This is a genomic window from Spirosoma validum (assembly GCF_014699035.1).
Taxonomy (GTDB): Bacteria; Bacteroidota; Bacteroidia; order Cytophagales; family Spirosomataceae; genus Spirosoma; species Spirosoma validum.
This window is the reverse complement of the sequence record NZ_JACXAA010000010.1, coordinates 212,892-229,905: the sequence shown is the minus strand read 5'-3', so window position 1 is coordinate 229,905 and position 17,014 is coordinate 212,892. Positions and strand designations below refer to the sequence as shown.

The following is a 17,014-nucleotide window of genomic DNA, read 5'->3' as shown; positions in this document are numbered from 1 at the left end:
CATGTAGCTGCAATTGTAAAGCGGACGTTCAACTAAATTGTTACGACCGATTAGGCAACGTAACGTAATAACTCCTGCCGGGTAGCTTCTTCTTCGAACTTACCGCTGTACGACGACGTAACGGTCGAGCTATTCAGATCGCGAACCCCCCTCGTGGATACGCACAGGTGTTTAGCGTCGATAATGACAGCTACGTCATCTGTTTCCAGAACATGTTTCAGTTCTTCGGCGATCTGCACCGTCAAGCGCTCCTGCACCTGGGGCCGTTTACTGAAATACTCGACGATCCGGTTCAGTTTCGATAAGCCAATGACTTTTCCACTTGAGATATAAGCAATATGCGCCTTACCCAGGATGGGCACAAAATGGTGTTCGCAATACGTCTGAACGGTAATGTCTTTCTCGACCAGCATCTGGTTATACCCAAACTTATTGTCGAACAACGTTGGCTCAGGTTTATTGGCGGGATTCAAACCGCTAAACACTTCCTTTACGTACATTTTCGCAACGCGCCGGGGTGATCCTTTCAGGCTGTCGTCGGTCAGATCGAGGCCCAGAATGTTCATAATTTCCCGGAAATGTTCTTCGATCAGGTCGATCTTAAAATCATCGTCGAGCGCAAAGGCATCAGGGCGCATGGGCGTATCAATAGACGTAGCGCCATGAGCGTCGCCGATTTCGTCAACCAGCTCGTCTGTACACTGACAATCCCGGGAATGGCCGTTTTTAGGGTTGCCACTATACGAAGCCCCTTCGTTAAGCAGGTCGCTGCTAGACGGGGTATTCGACGAAGTTCCGTTCAGTTTCATACAATCGAATTTTAAGATCCAAGCTCTCGCTCAGTTGATTACGCAAAATGGTATAGATAACGATGGCGATGTTTTCGGCCGATGGATTCAGATCGGCAAATTCCTCGGTATCCAGATTCAGATTTTTATGGTCGAACCGATCCGTTACGTGTTCCTTGATCAGATCGCCCAGATGCTTCATATCAATGACATAACCCGTTTCGGGATCAATCGTCCCGGTTACCTGTACAATCAGGTCATAATTATGCCCATGAAAATGTGGATTATTGCATTTGCCGTACACACGGGCATTTTTTTCATCTGACCAGTTTGGATTATTCAGACGATGAGCGGCATTAAAGTGTTCCTTTCGAAACACGGCAACCCGTGGAGCTTCAGCCCGGAGAGTATTCATAGGTACGAATCGAAAAATCCTCAATCAACCTGTCGTTACAAAGTTTGTGTACAACACAGGCAGACAGCAGAGCGTGTAGCTAATACGCTCCTTTGTGTGTAGTCATTCGCGGGTATAACCCACATCATACTGGTTTCGTTCACTAAAAGCAGCGGGGAAAGGGCATTGGGTATCGATAGGAAATGGCGCGGGGTAGAGTGCCTTTTTGCACAAAACAATCTTCCCCCTGCCCCCTACTTTCCCTGCTTATAGCCTACCCCACGCTTGTTCCGCACTCCGAGCAAAACTTTTGACCTGCTTTGGTTTTAGCTCCGCAGTTAGTGCAGAATTTTTCCATGGTTTGCGATGGAGCATTCGGGGTACCGCAGGATGGGCAGAATTTATCGGTTGAGTTCAGTTTACCACTGCATTGTAGGCAGGTACTCACTGCCGTGCGGTTTGTAAAGTCAACCTGACTTGTATAGTCGACCTCACGGGTTTTCTGCCGGATTTGCTCCGAAGTGGCCAACGCCTGCTGAGCCGCCAGTTCTTCCCCTTCGTCGGGGGCGCAGCTTTCGCAAAGACCAGCGCTGGCGTTCCAGCATACATCCGGGCATACCCATTGTCCGCACCGTGTGCACTGATGAAAGTGCGTTTTTCCTTCCTGTACTGCTTTTTGCAGAGCTTCATCGTGCGCTTTGCCGCCAATAGCCCGCTGCATCTGGCGAGTGGCATTGCCAGCCTCATAAAAAAGGCCACCGAACAGGCTCCCCGCTGCACTGAGCAGCTCGCCAGCGATACCTAAGTTATTCGACTGAAAATGTGACATATGGCCGTTGCCACACTTATCGCATCGGAAAGAAAACTGAAACCCCTTATCGGTAGAGAGGTCGTCATAGTTACGGACGAACTGAATCATGGTCTAATCCTCGATCTATTTTTTTGGATTCAGGACTAAAAATAGAAAAGAAAGTGTTCGCATCAGAAAGGTTTGTATTCCCCATCATCTACTCATACCCGACGGCGCTCATTCAGCCTCATGAAACGTTTCAAAATCATCATGTTATCGATAGTTCTTATTCTAGTTGCCGTTGCTGCAGGCATTGTCATTTTTATGCAGCAAAATGTCTTTGGTAGTAACCCGGCCGCAGCCCGGCTCGACCGAATCCTGAAATCAGCTCATTACCGCGACGGCGCGTTTCAGAATCTGGAACCAACAGCCGTTATGCGCCAGGATGCGTCTTATCGGGATATGCTCAATGACTTTTTTAATAAGCCCAAAGACAACACCCCTCCCCGACCCATCCCGTCTGTACAAACCGACTTAAAAGCGCTGACCGACGAAAAACCGACGATTGTCTGGTTTGGGCACTCCTCCTATCTAATCAAATCGAAAGGCGTTACCATCCTGGTCGATCCGGTTTTTAGCGGAAACGCATCGCCCGTATCGTTTTTTGGCAAAGCATATCCGGGCTCGAATACCTACGGCGTTGACGATATGCCGGACATTGACATGTTGGTTCTTTCCCACGACCATTACGATCACCTCGACTACAAAACCATTACGCAGCTTATTCCCAAAGTCAAAAAATTCTACACCGCTTTAGGGGTAGGTGCCCACCTCGAACGCTGGGGTGCTACACCCGACCAGATTGTGGAATTAGACTGGTGGGATAGCCATTCTGTAGCATCCGATATTACGTTAACGGCAGTTCCGGCACGGCACTTTTCGGGACGATCGATTGCAAGAGGAAAAACGCTCTGGACGGCTTTTGCATTAAAACTACATGGTTACTCAATTTTGCTCGGAGGTGATTCCGGCTACGGAAAGCACTTCCAGGAAATCGGAACCAAGTACGGCCCCTTTGATCTGGCCATTCTCGAATGTGGTCAGTATGGCAAAGACTGGCCTAGTATTCACATGTTTCCCGAAGAGATTCCTACTGCCGCGCGTGACTTGCAGGCTAAAACGGTTTTACCCGTTCACTGGGCGAAGTTTTCGCTTTCTAACCACTCCTGGAATGACTCAATCAAACGACTCACGAAAGCTGCTCAGGAGAAAAATCTCGACGTAACGACGCCCCAAATTGGTGAGCCGCTGGTGGTTACTTCACATTATCCACGAACCGTCTGGTGGAATTTTTAAGTAATGCTTTTTCGTTGCGCCAAACATTCCTAAAAAGCGAATGATTGTGAGTGTATGTTTTTCAGGCTGAAATCGCGTTCTTTGGTTGACAAACTGTTTACACGTAGCCTACACTCATGCAAACGCCTACTCGACGTCAGTTCATTCGTACAGCCGCTATTACGGGCGCTGCTACGTCCGTTTTCCCAACTATTCTGACCGGTGCGAAACCACCGGAATCTAAAGTTCGGCTTGCGTTTATTGGTGTTGGATCGCGGGGACGTAGTCATGTCAGTCAGGCGCTTTTTCGCGACGATGTCGAGATAATAGCCATCAGTGATCCCGATCCCGACGCCATCAGCCGAACCAACGCGATGATTACGAAAGCAGGTCGGAAAGCGCCGGTAGCGTATACAAAAGGCGATGAATCGTTCCGGGACATGCTCAAGCGTGACGACATCGACGGGGTTGTGATTGCTACGCCCTGGGAATGGCACGTCCCGATGGCCGTGGCGACCATGCAGGCCGGAAAATACGCCGGTGTGGAGGTTTCGGCAACTGTTACGTTAAAAGAATCCTGGGATCTGGTGAATGCGTTTGAAAAAACAGGATCACCCTGCATGATCCTGGAAAACGTATGCTATCGGCGCGACGTACTGGCGGTCCTGAACATGATCCGAAAGGGCATGTTTGGTGAGATGACCTATGCGCACTGCGGATACCAGCACGACCTGCGAAATATTAAGTTCAACGATGGTAAGTCAATTGGGGGCGTTGGGGCCGAATTTGGCGCGAAAGGCTATTCAGAAGCCCACTGGCGCACTCAGCATTCCGTTGACCGTAACGGTGATTTGTACCCAACACACGGTTTGGGACCCGTAGCACACTGGCTCAACATCAACCGAGGCAATCAGTTTGTGCGACTGACCAGCATGGCCACCAAGAGTCGGGGACTGCACAAGTACGTAGTGGATCACGGAGGCGAAAACCATCCTAACGCCAAGGTAAATTTCAAACTCGGCGACGTAGTGACGACGATGATTGAATGCGCCAATGGCGAGAACATCGTCATCATTCACGATACGAATTCACCCCGCCCTTACTCGCTGGGGTTTCGGGCGCAGGGCACGCAAGGCATCTGGATGGACGACAATGATATGATCTATCTGGAAGGCACTAGTTCAAAACCACACCAGTGGGAGCCCTTTGCTACGTATCAGGAACAATACGACCATCCGCTCTGGAAACGGCACGCCCAAACAGCCGAGAATGCGGGCCATGGTGGTATTGACTTTTTTGTGCTTCGGGCGTTTATCGAGTCAGTCAAATCGAAAACGGCTCCTCCAATTGATGTGTATGACGCAGCCGTCTGGAGTGCCATCAGCCCATTGTCAGAAGAGAGTATTGCCAAAGGCAGCAAAGCCGTTGATATTCCTGATTTCACCCGGGGGAAATGGAAGACAAACAAACCAATTTTTGGCTTGACAGACGTCTATTAACGGGCAATTGGCGATTATTCGATTTCTATTCTTACTTTGTAAAAAATTTTATAAATCACTTATCCTTCATTTGCCTTTAACGCACGTATCAGCCAATGACCCCGACTGCTCCGCCTAAAACCCAGAATTATATTGGCCCGTTACTTATTATCGGTGTACTCTTTTTCATTTTCGGCTTCGTTACGTGGGTAAACAGCGTGCTGATTGCGTTCTTCAAGCAAGCCTTCAGTCTGACGTCATTTCAGTCGACGTTAGTTGCTTTTGCTTTTATGATTTCCTATGCAGTTATGGCAATTCCATCATCAGCGGTACTAAAACGTACCGGCTTTAAGAATGGAATGTCACTGGGCTTACTGACAATGGCCGTTGGTACGTTGATTTTTGTTCCTGCCGCCAAGTCGGTTTCGTATCCTCTGTTTCTGATAGGCTTGTTCATCATTGGCATTGGGCTAACGGTATTGCAAACAGCTTCGAATCCGTACGCGACGATTCTTGGACCACGCGAGAGTGCCGCCCAGCGTATCAGTTTTATGGGCATTGCCAACAAGCTGGCGGGTATTCTTAGCCAGGTCGTGTTTGGCGGACTCCTGCTTTCTGGAGCGAACGAAGCGGTTGGTGCGGCTTCGCTCGAAAAAGTTGTAACGCCTTATCTGATTCTGACCGTTGTGCTGGTCGTTTTGGCGGGACTAGTTCGCTATTCAAATCTACCCGAAGTGTCTGAAGAACAGGACGACGTACCTGCCGATACGTCTGCCATTCACGACAGTGTGTGGCAGTTCCCTAATCTGGTTCTTGGCGTACTGGCGCTGTTCTGTTACGTCGGTGCCGAGGTAATTACCGGCGATTTAATCATCAGCTATGGACAAGCCATTGGTTTCAGCAATGACGAAGCGAAGAACTTTACTACGTATACACTGGTTGGCTTGCTGGCAGGCTATCTACTGAGTATCATCGCTATTCCCCGCTTTATTACTCAGCAAGCTGCTTTACGGTATGGCATGATTCTGGCACTGATACTGACGGTTGGCGCACTGGTAACGGACGGATTTGCTTCGGTTTTGTGCATTGCTTTACTAGGTTTTGCTATTTCGCCCGTATGGCCCGCTGTCTGGCCGCTGGCGCTGAATCGACTTGGCAAGTTCACCAAACTGGGTTCCGCATTATTAATTATGGGGATTTCAGGGGGGGCTCTGTTACCGCTGGTACATGGCTACCTGACCGATGCGGTTAGCCCAAAAATGGCTTATTCGCTGCTGTTACCGCTGTTTGGCTTCATTCTCTACTACGCCGTATCGGGCCATAAGAAAACGAGTTGGTAATTAATTTCTAAACGCGAAGGGCATTAACGTTTCACGGAGCGCGTACTATGTTTTATTTTGCGTCTCTGGCGATTTCTTTGCCCCATTGCGTTTATTTATGATCGTATCAACACCAGGCCGTATCTGCTTATTCGGTGAACATCAGGATTATTTAGGATTACCGGTCATTGCCGCTGCGATTTCCCGCCGAATTCAGATAACAGCGCAGTCAACCGGACAGCCGGGCTTTCGGCTGAATCTGCCTGATATTCAGAATTCAGTCAGCATTGAGTTCGACGGTTCACCACTCACGTATCCGCAAATCCGTGATTATTTCCGCTCGGCAGTTAACGTACTGCTGCGGGAGGGCTTCACGTTTTCGCGAGGAATCGAGGGGGAAGTGCGCGGCAACATTCCGATCAATTCGGGAACGTCGAGTTCGTCGGCTCTGCTTGTTACGTGGCTGAACGTATTGACGCAACTGGCCGACCAGCCCCGGCAACTTTCCCGCGAAAAACTGGCTGAACTTGCCTACGTAGCCGAAGTGCTGGAATTTGGCGAACCAGGCGGTATGATGGATCATTATTCAACCGCCGTTGGCGATGTCATCTATCTGGAGTCGACCCCAATTATTGCGTTGCAGGAATTACATCCTAAACTGGGTACGTTCGTTCTCGGCGACTCGCAGGAGCCTAAAGATACCATTGGTATTTTAAAGCGGGTTAAACTCGGAATGCTCTCGATCATCGAGCGTTTGAAAACTATTAATCCTGCTTTTTCGCTCCATTATTCTACCCTCACTGAAGCCACAGAGTTCAAAGATATCCTGACGAAAGACGAGTACATACTACTAAAAGGCAATCTGGCTAACCGTGATATTTTACGGGAAGCCCTTTCTGTTCTGCAGGCGCCAATGGGTCTGGATCACCAACGATTTGGCCAATTGCTGACCGACCATCAGACAAACCTTCGCGAAGCACAACGAATTAGTACCCCTAAAATAGATCGCATGCTGGAGGCTGCTTTAAATGCGGGTGCTTTAGGAGGTAAAATCAATGGTTCGGGTGGAGGAGGTTGCATGTTTGCCTACGCGCCAAACAAACCAGAGAACGTAGCGGAAGCTATTGAATGCGAAGGCGGAAAAGCCTATGTCATTTCAGTTGATACAGGAACAACAGTTACGTCATGAGGTTGAGGTACCACGGACTTTAGTCCGTATTTCATAGCCTGAAACTTATACGGACTAAAGTCCGTAGTACCATTTCCGTGGTATCCTTATTGTGTATTAGCCGCCCGTTGCGCAGGGAGCCAGGACGTGAGCACGGTAATCAGCACAACCAACACGACCGTTAAACCAATATCGGTAAACTGAAGCCGAACTGGATACGCGTCGATAATGGAGCTGACCATTCCCATACCAATAAGGCCGTACTTTTCCTGCAGGACACATAACGTAACGCCCAAAACCAGTCCGGTAAAGGCCCCAATCAAGGCAATGAGCGTCCCTTCGGTCAGGAAAATTCGACGGACCATACCTTTAGTAGCGCCTAGAGCAAACAAAATCCGGATGTCCGCTTTCTTCTCGATCACCAGCATCGACAGCGTAAAGAAGATGTTGATCGAAGCAGCCAGAATGATGAAGGCAAGCGTAATGGCTACCAGCAGTTTCTCGACGTAAATAGCCCGGTAAAGGTCGACGTTCAGATCATCGCGACTTTGTACCAGTACGTTATCCCCGGCGGCCGCCTGTAGCGCTTTCTTCACTCCGTTCTCGTTTGTGCCGGGGTTAAGCTGAATTTCAAGACTCGTGACCTCATCTTTTCCATAACCGAACAAATCCCGCGCAACCGTCAAGGGCGCCAGAACGAAATTATCGTAGCGGGACTCGATAAAGAACACGCCCGACACGGTCAGCGTCTCCCGATTAAACGCATCCGGGTTAAGTACGCTCATCGTCTGACCGCTTTTGGGATATAAGATTTCCAAAGGCGTTAGAATATCGACCGGCGACACGCTTAAATCGTTCCGTATACCTTCGGCGATGATGGCGTAATTAACCCCGTCCCGACGTAACAACCGCTTGCCTTCGAGCATTGCCGAATCGAGTTGCTGCCGTTGCAGGTAATTGTCATCGACACCTTTAAGTTTTATTACTGTCTGCGCACGGACGTATCTCGCCAGTGCATTATCCTGGGCTACAGGCGTCAGTAAACTAACACCAGGTGTCTGACGCAACCGGCTAAGCAAGGTGGGCGTAGCCAGAAACCGCTTGCCTTGCTTTGGCGAGATCGTCATATCAGCCTCGAACGTCTTGAATATCTGTCGGTTCAGCTCTTCCATCCCGTTAAAAACGGACAGTACCACAATCAAAGCCATTGTGCCGACGCCAACACCGAGCATCGACAGAATCGACAGCCAGCTGATGAAACTACGCTTCCTGCGGGAGAAAAAATATCGACGGGCAATCCAGGTAGGTAGGTTCATTCTTACTTGTGCATGCGTGCATGAGTACGTGAGCAAATGAGCGAATAAGGATTTGCATCAGTTATTCGCTCATTCGCTTACGCGCTCACTCACAATTTACTCATTATCTTCATCTTCTACCGGCGCGGGAGGGATTTCAAGACCAGCGAAGAGTTTATCCATTTTATCGGCGTATTCGGCTGTGTCATCCAGGTAAAAACTCACCTCAGGCACAATACGTAGCTGATGCCGAACGCGGTCACCGAGATGTTGCCGGATCACTTTGCTTTTTTCCTGAATGCTATTCAGTAACAACTCCTTATTTTTGGTAGCCAGAAAACTCAAATAAACGCGGGCTACGCTTAGGTCGGGCGAAACACGCACGCTGGTAACGGTGATAAATGCCCCGTTGAACAAGTGTGGTACGTCGCGCTGAAAAATCTCACTTAAATCTTTCTGCAGCTGGCGCGCAACCTTTTGCTGTCGTTTCGATTCCATACGATTACTACTTAATACTTCATTGAACGGGCAATCAGGCGAATAGTTTATAGTCCGTTATCCTGATTTTTCATCTGCCAACCTTTAGGCTGACTTTCCCGATCACTCATTCTGCAAATATCCATCCATTTTTCCGTTCTGCCGAAATTGCCTGTAATTTTACAAGTGATTATTACCGACTGTTAACGATCAACTTGTTTTGCTACGTTTCTTTCAATCGTATTTTCCCTACCAATACGTTTTCCTGTTAGGGCTACTGGTCCTGATTCGATTGCCCTTGCTGCTGCATCCCTTTCCGTTGCTGATTCCAGAACTGAACTGGATGGTTGTCGGCGAACAGATGAGTCAGGGAAATTTGCTCTACCGCGACATCTGGGATAGCGTGAGCCCACTCTCCGCACTGGTTTATTGGGGCATCGATAGCATTTTCGGACGCTCACCACTTATCCTGCACGCAGCCGCTACGTTGGTATCGGTCTTTCAGATTGTGTATTTCAACTATCTGACGAATGGCCGCGATCTGTATCCGGATCGCTCGTTCTGGCCAGGTCTGATTTACATGTTATTTATGCATCTCTCGTTTGACTGCCTAACGCTCTCACCGGTCTTGATGTCGACGAGCTGGCTGCTTCTGGCGTTTGGCACACTCATCCGGCAAATGGATCGCCGGGGCGCTACGGACGAGGTATTTGAAGTAGGCTTTTACATTGGTATCGCTGCGTTGTTTTACCTGCCATCGGCCTTGTTTATCCTCTGGGCCATTGTTTCGCTGCTTTTTTATACGGGCGCTACGTTCCGGCAGTATTCGTTATCGGTATTTGGGTTTCTGTTTCCGTTTGCCGCAACGGTCCTATTCTACTACATGTGCGACGGTCTTGACGATTTTAACCGCAATTTGCTGGCATCAGTGTTCCGGGTTCGACAGTATTCGCTCTCCGATTTTCAGTCGTTGTTTGCTTCATTGCTAATTCCGTTGGGATTGGGCGTGCTGGGTTTTCTCAGTCTGTTCAATCGCACGGGTGGCTACGTCAATTTTCAGCAGCGTGTTCAGCAAATTATGATGATCTGGTTTGTGGTTGCTGTACTGACGATCGGGCTGATGCCTTTTTTGGCTCCGATGGCTTTTCTGAGTTTCGTGCCTCCAATGGCTTACTTCACGTATTATTACTTCGAGAACATTCGAAAAGTATGGCTGGCCGAAACGAGTTTCTCATTTGCCTTTGTGTTGATGCTACTATTGTTTTATCAAGGGGCGCTGGGACTGATTCCTGGAGCAGAGCTGGGTAGGCTAAGCACATTGCAGGTAAAGCCTTCTCCCCTACCGGCCAACATTCGCGACCATAACGTACTGATCATCGGTGAGGACCTAAGTGCTTACCGACAAAACCGCCTGGCAACGCCCTATCTGAACTGGGACCTGGCCAAGTACGATCTTAAAAATCTGGATAACTATGAATCGGTTATCAACGTATTCGACCATTTCAGGAAAGACCCGCCCGATTATATCGTCGACCGGGAAAAAGTAGTCGACAAATTATTCCAACGCGCACCGGCCATAGCCGCTCAGTATGAAAAAACGTCGGTTGCGGATGTGTACAAACGAAAAAATTAGGCGACTGTCGTTAGTGAGCCGTTATTCATAACGTAACTTGCCGTTGATGATTAACGATTGATTCTATGCCTGCCTCTTTCACGAGTAAACGCACCAATTTGTATATTTTTCTAAGTGCGGTATTTCTGACAAACGCGCTCATTGCCGAAATCATTGGTGTAAAAATCTTTTCAGTCGAAACCCTTCTCGGCACGAAACCCGCCCAGATTCACCTTTTTAAAGATTTTGTTCTCGACTTCAACCTTACTGCCGGGGCTGTTATCTGGCCATTCGTATTCATTACGTCCGACATCATTAACGAGTATTTTGGTAAGGCGGGGGTTCGGCGCATTTCGTTCTTAACGGCTGGTTTCGTTGGCTATAGCTTTCTGATTATCTACGCCGTTACGACGCTGCCTCCCGCCCAGTTTTGGCTCGACGTGAATGCAAAAGATGGCGTTGGTAATCCCATAAACATTAACAATGCTTTCCAGATGATTTTTCGGCAGGGATTGGGCATCATCATCGGTTCATTAACGGCTTTTCTGATCGGACAGATTCTGGATGTGTATGTCTTTCATTCGCTCCGAAAGATTACGGGAAGTCAGAAAATTTGGCTGCGGGCTACGGGCTCTACGTTGGTGTCGCAACTAGTCGATAGCTTCGTTGTGCTGGGAATCGCCTTTTACATTTTCGGGAACTGGTCGCTTGCTCAGGTGTTGGCAGTGGGCATTATTAATTACATCTACAAGGCTACCTCAGCCATTGTCCTAACCCCTTTGCTCTACGTAGCGCATTACTTCATCGACCAATATCTGGGTAAGGAACACGCCGAAAAACTGGCAAATGAGTCGGCGATGAGTTCGTTTATGTAGTTCCATGGCACCGGGTTTAAACCCGGTGCCATATTTTCTAATATCTGCCCCCAATTTTCCGCTCACTCAGCATCTTATTTCCATCAATGCCAGGCAATCGGCTGGGTCGTTGGGTAAGGCCAGTCGTATCGGTCAAGGATTTCAGGAACGCGACCAGTGCTTTTTGTTCTCTGACGGTCAGATCAAGTGGATCATCAGCCAGCGTCTGCCCATCGAGTTGAATACCGATGCCCCGGCCACCACCCCGATTATAGAAGTCAACAACCTGATCCAGCGTTTTATATACACCATTGTGCATGTATGGAGCCGTCAATGCAGCGTTACGTACCGTCGGAGTTTTAAAGGCAAACCGATGAAGATTTTTTTTATACGTAGCGAACTTACCTAGATCCCCATCGAGTCGGGCGTTCCGGGTTTTCAAACGACGGGGCACGCCGATGATTTCACTCTCTGTTTTTTCATAGCGGGGAGGGATGAAACCGTTATAAATCGGAAAGAAATGGCAGGTTGCACAGCGGGCTTTTCCCAAAAATAGATTAAAGCCAAGCTGTTCTTCATCCGACAACGCTACGTTCTCCCCACGCAGATAACGATCCGGCCGGGCATTTAAACTAGTTAAGCTACGAATATAAGAAGCTAGTGCATTCCGGATATTCGGCGCTGTTAGTCCACTCGTAAAAGCCTCAGTGAACCATTTTTTGTATTGACTACTGGCCGATAATTTCCTGACCATTTCGTCAGGTGAGATGTGCATTTCGTGAACACTACTCATTACAGCGTGCGCCTGATCTTCCAGAAAAAATACGCGCGAATCATAAAACTGAGCCGTCTGCAAACCCGCATTGATAAGCGTGGGCGCATTACGAAGCACTGGCTTGCGGCCACTGAACGCCCGACTTTTCACCTTCCCATCCGTAAACGCTCGCTCAGGCCGATGGCAGGAAGCACAACTACGAGCGTTGTTGCCTGACAGAAGCGGATCGAAAAACAAGGTCTTACCCAGCGCTACTTTCTCGGGAGTACTTGCAAACTGGCCAAAATTGATAAGATCTCCCACCCGGAACGCGCCTGAATCGGATAACGTAGCAACCGTCGGCGACAGGAAACGATTGCCCACTGGCGTAGCTATGCCTAACGTTTGCCGGGCTTGTTGTACTGATCGACAAAGCGGATAAAGTTGCTCTCGGATAAACGAAACCCTATCGAATTTATCAACATCAGCGTGTTCAAGAGACTGAATAGCGGCTATCCAACGGTGCTCGATCTGGGCGGCTAAAGGATTTGCAAGCCGTTCCGCATAAGGCTGAAAAGTAGCTTGAAGCCCCCTAATCGTTATAGCGGCTTCGGTTAGGCCGGTTTTGGCTTCAGGGGCATCATAACCCGTGATGCCCAGTGTTGCCAGCCTAAACAATTGTTGCCGCATCGCTTCCAGAATAGCAGTATCCGTTAGCTTATCAATGGGAATGGCCTGCTCCAGCTGCGATGAGTACACCATCAGTGCCTTTAGTTCCCGGGACAGGTCAGCTTTCTGGGCAGAGTCGTATGTAGGAAACAAATAGGGCTCCATCACTTGTAGCCCCGTGGGTAGAATGGGCGTTTGGCCGGGCTCATATTCGTCAATTTCGGCTACCGGCGGCCCATTAACGCGACTCGCCAAAAACGGCTGATAGAATTCCAGTAACCATTCAATACGTTTGTAATCCCGGCGACTTCGTTTGAACGCTTCTTTGAGCGAATCGGCCGGAGCGTTGATCTGAACGTAAGTAGCTAACTGCTGAACCTGCTGATGGAACCGGTTTTTGTCGATCAGAAATTGATCATAAACCCACTTTCCGTCGGGAGGTGATTCCCGAGGCAGAAAAGCCATTATGGCCACTCCCGCAAAAAGCAGACTTGCTAACCGATGCATCTTAGTTTCTTTGGTGCCACGGGCCGGGCCGTAGTACTTTCATTTTGCCTGACCGACCCGTCGAATATTATCCAGCAAAATGGCTGTGGCGATACCAACATTCAGTGATTCAGCCTCACCATAGCGCGGAATGGTTACCCGTTGTGTTACGTATTGCGCTACTTCTGGCCGAATACCATTTGATTCATTCCCCATAACCACGTAGCCCGACGTACCAAAAGACAATGTATGCACGTCAGCTCCATTTAAAAATGCACCGTACACGATCGGCTGGCTAGTCGAATAACTACCTGACTGGCTCAGGAATTCCGTTACGTTCCCATACCACCAGCTTACGCGCGTAAAGGATCCTTTGCTGGCCGAAATAACTTTCGGATTATATACATCGGCGGTGGTTTCGGAGCAGAGTATTTTTTGGACGCCGTACCAATCAGCAATTCTCAGAATGGTGCCCAGGTTACCGGGATCGCGAATGTCATCTAAAATTAAGGCAATCTCGTTCGGTTTAGCCAATAGGGGGCGGTTCTCTTTCGTTCTGACAACAGCCAGCGCGGCATTGTTGCTTTCGAGGGTCCCTGCTCGCTCAAGATCGGCTACGGATGCAATTTCGACGGGTATCCGTTGGCGGTCTGTCAGGTGAGCGTTTTCTTTGTAAAATACTTCAGTGGCAACCACCAGTTCAGTCTGGAAGTTAGACTGGAGAACTTCCTGTACGCTCTTGGCCCCCTCGACCAGAAACGCTCCGTGCTGCTGTCGATATTTTTTCTGGTGCAGCGACTGGATATATTTGAGTTGATTTTTAGAAAGCATGATAAAAAGAATGAACCGAGCCGCCGGGCGGAGTGTAGAATGTAAAATGAACCGGGCCGTCGGGCGGAATAATCGACGGCACTGCCTTCAGCGTTATTCTATATTCTTCATTCTTCATTCTTCATTTATTCTCTGCCTGTCAGGCTGTTTAAGTTCTAAAGAGTACCTGCTGACATCCCAGGCCATACGGGGCAACCGCACAATACCCAGCGAAGCGCTTGAGAGTCTGATTCCCCAAAAGCCGAATCGTCGGATTCTGGGTTTACCCATTACGCCCCCACTCTGGTTTTATCAACTGGGCTTACGTCGGTACGATCGAGGGGCCGCCCTGCGCGAGCTACAGGACAAAACTAACGAATTTGAGCAGCAAAGTCAGCAGTTGGCCGGTCAACCCGAAGCGCTTAAAGTCCTGAACCGACGCTATGGCCGTCAATTGAAACGGCTGCGCCTGAGAGCGGAAGAAGGGAATTGGGTAATGCGAAGCCTCGGCGAACCACCTTCTTATTTTGCCGAAGCCGATGCGAAGGCCAATGCCGTAAAAATGCAGAAGTATCTGTCAGACAAAGGCTTTTTCAACGCGCAGGCGAGTTATAAACTGGATACACTACGTCGACGTCAGATTCGGGTAAACTACCTGATTAAAGAAAACGCCGGTTTTTATCTACGTAACATTACGTATCAGATTGCTGATCCACGTGTTGATTCGATCGTTCGTCAATCATTTGATCAGTCGCGGCTTAAGGTAGGTGAGCGGTTTGATTTCGAAAATATGTCGGGAGAGCGGCTTCGAATTGAATCCTTACTACGTGATCAGGGCTATTATACATTCTCCCGACAATACATACGGGCCACTGACGTCGATACGATCCGGCGCGGGAATGATCGCCGGTATTACCAGGGTCTTGAACCAGGTGATTCTACCCGACGAAACGTCGACATCGCCCTACAGATCGTCAATCCACCCGGTAAATCGGCCCATCCAATTTACCACGTTGGGGAGGTAGAAATGCAAATCAACTCCGGCGATGATCCGTCAGTTGGAGCCGCGCCCAATATTGCCCATTCAGCCACTGGCGATACGGTTAGTCGTAACAACATCATGTATCTGTTGGGGAATCGGGATATGTCGGTACGGCTATTGGACTCAAAAATTCTGCTACGTCCTAATCAACTATATAGCCAGGCAAACTACCGGGATACCCAACGGCAACTGTTCCTGCTGAATCAGTTCAAGTTCGTTAATCTCAATTTTATTGATACGACCAATCGTCGACTGCAAACCCTGATCACAGCCACTCCACTAGATAAATACGAAGCCACCGCTGAAGGAGGCATTACCGGCCTGCTCTATCAGGGACAGGGTTATCCAGGAGGATTTGGGAGTCTGGTTTTCCGGGTACGAAACATGTTTGGCGGCCTCGAAACGTTCGAAACGTCTGTTCGGTTTGGCATAGAAGCCCAGACGGGTTTTGTGAGTGATCCCGACAATCCGGGAACATCGGTCTATTCCTCGCAGGAATTAGGCGTCAGCAGTTCGCTTATTTTTCCGCAGATTTTATTTCCAGGTGCTTTTCGGTTTCGGTTTAATCGGTACGCTCCTCGGACACAGGTCAGCCTAAGCTTTAATAACTCTTTCCGACCCGATTTTCGCCGGTCATTGTTACGGGCGACGATGGCTTATAACTGGCAAACAACGGCGGCTAAACAGTTCAGTTTTTTGATCGCCGATATTAACCTGATCAATGCGGGCGACGGCACCAGTACAGCAATCAGCAAAGCCTTTCAGGATCAGCTCCAGATCCTTAGAGACCAGGGGAGTACCGTTTATCTGAGTTTTCGGCGATCACTTAGCTCGAGTTTCAGCTTTGCTTACACCTATAATACGAACACGCCGGGTCAAAATCGTCGCGCTAATTTTCTGCGTACAGTTGTCGAATCGGGTGGTACAACGTTAAATTTCTTTAAGGATGCACAGCTACGTAAGCTTTTTAACACAACCGACTCGACAGGTTTGCAGTATTACAAATATTTGCGCTTCAACGTCGATTATCGGCATTACATTCCTTTACGAGCACGTACTACGTTTGCCTTTCGCGTAAATACTGGCCTGGTCTATGGTTATGGCTCGAACAGGACCGCACCTTACGAAAAATTGTTTTTCGCAGGAGGCAGCAATAGCATTCGGGCCTGGTATCCGCGCCGGGTCGGTCCTGGTTCGGAATGGCCGCAAACGAAAGATGGCAAGCCGGTTTTCAATCCAGACTATCCCGACAGTGAGCAGTTCTTATATACGGTCGAAAAACCGGGCGATATGCTGATCGAAGGGTCTGCGGAACTGCGCGGGCGACTTTTTCATCTTGGTGCGGATGTTAACGGCGCTATTTTTATTGATGCCGGTAACGTCTGGACATTAAGCAATAATTCCACTCGTCCTGGTACTGTCTTTCGTTTTGGTACGTTTATTCCTCAAATAGCAGTGGGCACCGGCGTTGGCTTACGTTTTGATTTCTCCTTCTTTGTCATCCGTTTTGATGGCGGGATTAAAGTTTGGGACCCCGCCCGACGTTTCGTAAATAGTGAGAATCAGGAAGTCGATGAACGGTTCATTCTACCCAAATTCTCACTACGTCAATTATCGAGCGGCCCTAATCCATTAATAATCAACTTCGGGATCGGCTATCCATTCTGACAAGTAAGCTTCAGTCTATTAAGAGAATTTAACGGCTTTTTCCTGCCAAAATGACAGCTTTATCAGGGCTTTCTT

The 17,014-nt window shown here is 48.9% G+C and carries 14 protein-coding genes; 7 read left to right on the top strand and 7 right to left on the bottom strand.

Annotated features, from left to right (window positions below; genetic code table 11):
- Window positions 1–50 precede the first annotated feature (50 nt).
- The 3 genes from folE to IC230_RS24295 all read right to left on the bottom strand — a co-directional run bounded on the left by folE (window position 51) and on the right by IC230_RS24295 (window position 2,101).
- The gene (gene folE, locus IC230_RS24305; RefSeq protein ID WP_191041656.1) at window positions 51–809 is read right to left on the bottom strand and encodes a GTP cyclohydrolase I FolE; all 759 of its coding nucleotides are present in this window, start codon (window positions 807–809) and stop codon (window positions 51–53) included.
- Window positions 772–1,203: a 6-pyruvoyl trahydropterin synthase family protein gene (locus IC230_RS24300; protein WP_191041655.1), complete on the bottom strand. Its 432-nt coding sequence runs from the start codon at window positions 1,201–1,203 to the stop codon at window positions 772–774. Before IC230_RS24300 ends, folE begins: the two co-directional genes overlap by 38 nt.
- Window positions 1,204–1,456: 253 nt before the next feature.
- The gene (locus IC230_RS24295) at window positions 1,457–2,101 is read right to left on the bottom strand and encodes a zinc ribbon domain-containing protein (protein ID WP_191041654.1); all 645 of its coding nucleotides are present in this window, start codon (window positions 2,099–2,101) and stop codon (window positions 1,457–1,459) included.
- Between the two features lie 141 nt (window positions 2,102–2,242).
- Here IC230_RS24295 and IC230_RS24290 point away from each other — a divergent pair, with 141 nt between their 5' ends.
- The 4 genes from IC230_RS24290 to IC230_RS24275 all read left to right on the top strand — a co-directional run bounded on the left by IC230_RS24290 (window position 2,243) and on the right by IC230_RS24275 (window position 7,293).
- Entirely contained in the window at window positions 2,243–3,328 is a 1,086-nt protein-coding gene (locus IC230_RS24290; protein WP_191041653.1) for an MBL fold metallo-hydrolase, read from the top strand.
- 116 nt (window positions 3,329–3,444) lie between these two features.
- Window positions 3,445–4,806: a Gfo/Idh/MocA family protein gene (locus tag IC230_RS24285; protein WP_191041652.1), complete on the top strand. Its 1,362-nt coding sequence runs from the start codon at window positions 3,445–3,447 to the stop codon at window positions 4,804–4,806.
- A 95-nt stretch (window positions 4,807–4,901) separates the two neighbouring features.
- Window positions 4,902–6,125: a sugar MFS transporter gene (locus IC230_RS24280; RefSeq protein WP_191041651.1), complete on the top strand. Its 1,224-nt coding sequence runs from the start codon at window positions 4,902–4,904 to the stop codon at window positions 6,123–6,125.
- Between the two features lie 97 nt (window positions 6,126–6,222).
- Window positions 6,223–7,293, top strand: coding sequence for a GHMP family kinase ATP-binding protein (locus IC230_RS24275; RefSeq protein WP_191041650.1), 1,071 nt, complete (start codon window positions 6,223–6,225; stop codon window positions 7,291–7,293).
- An 86-nt stretch (window positions 7,294–7,379) separates the two neighbouring features.
- Here the strand turns inward: IC230_RS24275 and IC230_RS24270 are convergent, their stop codons facing one another.
- Together IC230_RS24270 and rbfA are read right to left on the bottom strand one after the other, a co-directional pair.
- Complete coding sequence (locus IC230_RS24270) at window positions 7,380–8,588, bottom strand: ABC transporter permease (RefSeq protein ID WP_191041649.1); 1,209 nt, start codon at window positions 8,586–8,588, stop codon at window positions 7,380–7,382.
- Between the two features lie 96 nt (window positions 8,589–8,684).
- The gene (rbfA, locus tag IC230_RS24265; protein ID WP_191041648.1) at window positions 8,685–9,065 is read right to left on the bottom strand and encodes a 30S ribosome-binding factor RbfA; all 381 of its coding nucleotides are present in this window, start codon (window positions 9,063–9,065) and stop codon (window positions 8,685–8,687) included.
- Between the two features lie 199 nt (window positions 9,066–9,264).
- On the opposite strand from rbfA, the gene IC230_RS24260 reads away from it, so the two are divergent.
- Both IC230_RS24260 and IC230_RS24255 read left to right on the top strand, forming a co-directional pair.
- Window positions 9,265–10,677: a hypothetical protein gene (locus IC230_RS24260; protein WP_191041647.1), complete on the top strand. Its 1,413-nt coding sequence runs from the start codon at window positions 9,265–9,267 to the stop codon at window positions 10,675–10,677.
- Window positions 10,678–10,742: 65 nt separating this feature from the next.
- Complete coding sequence (locus IC230_RS24255) at window positions 10,743–11,531, top strand: queuosine precursor transporter (protein WP_191041646.1); 789 nt, start codon at window positions 10,743–10,745, stop codon at window positions 11,529–11,531.
- Window positions 11,532–11,568: 37 nt separating this feature from the next.
- Here the strand turns inward: IC230_RS24255 and IC230_RS24250 are convergent, their stop codons facing one another.
- Together IC230_RS24250 and IC230_RS24245 are read right to left on the bottom strand one after the other, a co-directional pair.
- On the bottom strand, window positions 11,569–13,440 hold the full coding sequence (locus IC230_RS24250; RefSeq protein WP_191041645.1) for a cytochrome-c peroxidase: 1,872 nt from the start codon (window positions 13,438–13,440) through the stop codon (window positions 11,569–11,571).
- Window positions 13,441–13,479: 39 nt separating this feature from the next.
- Entirely contained in the window at window positions 13,480–14,250 is a 771-nt protein-coding gene (locus IC230_RS24245; protein ID WP_191041644.1) for a TrmH family RNA methyltransferase, read from the bottom strand.
- On the opposite strand from IC230_RS24245, the gene tamL reads away from it, so the two are divergent.
- Window positions 14,249–16,939, top strand: coding sequence for a translocation and assembly module lipoprotein TamL (gene tamL, locus IC230_RS24240; protein WP_223860818.1), 2,691 nt, complete (start codon window positions 14,249–14,251; stop codon window positions 16,937–16,939). The genes IC230_RS24245 and tamL overlap by 2 nt on opposite strands.
- Window positions 16,940–17,014: the final 75 nt, after the last annotated feature.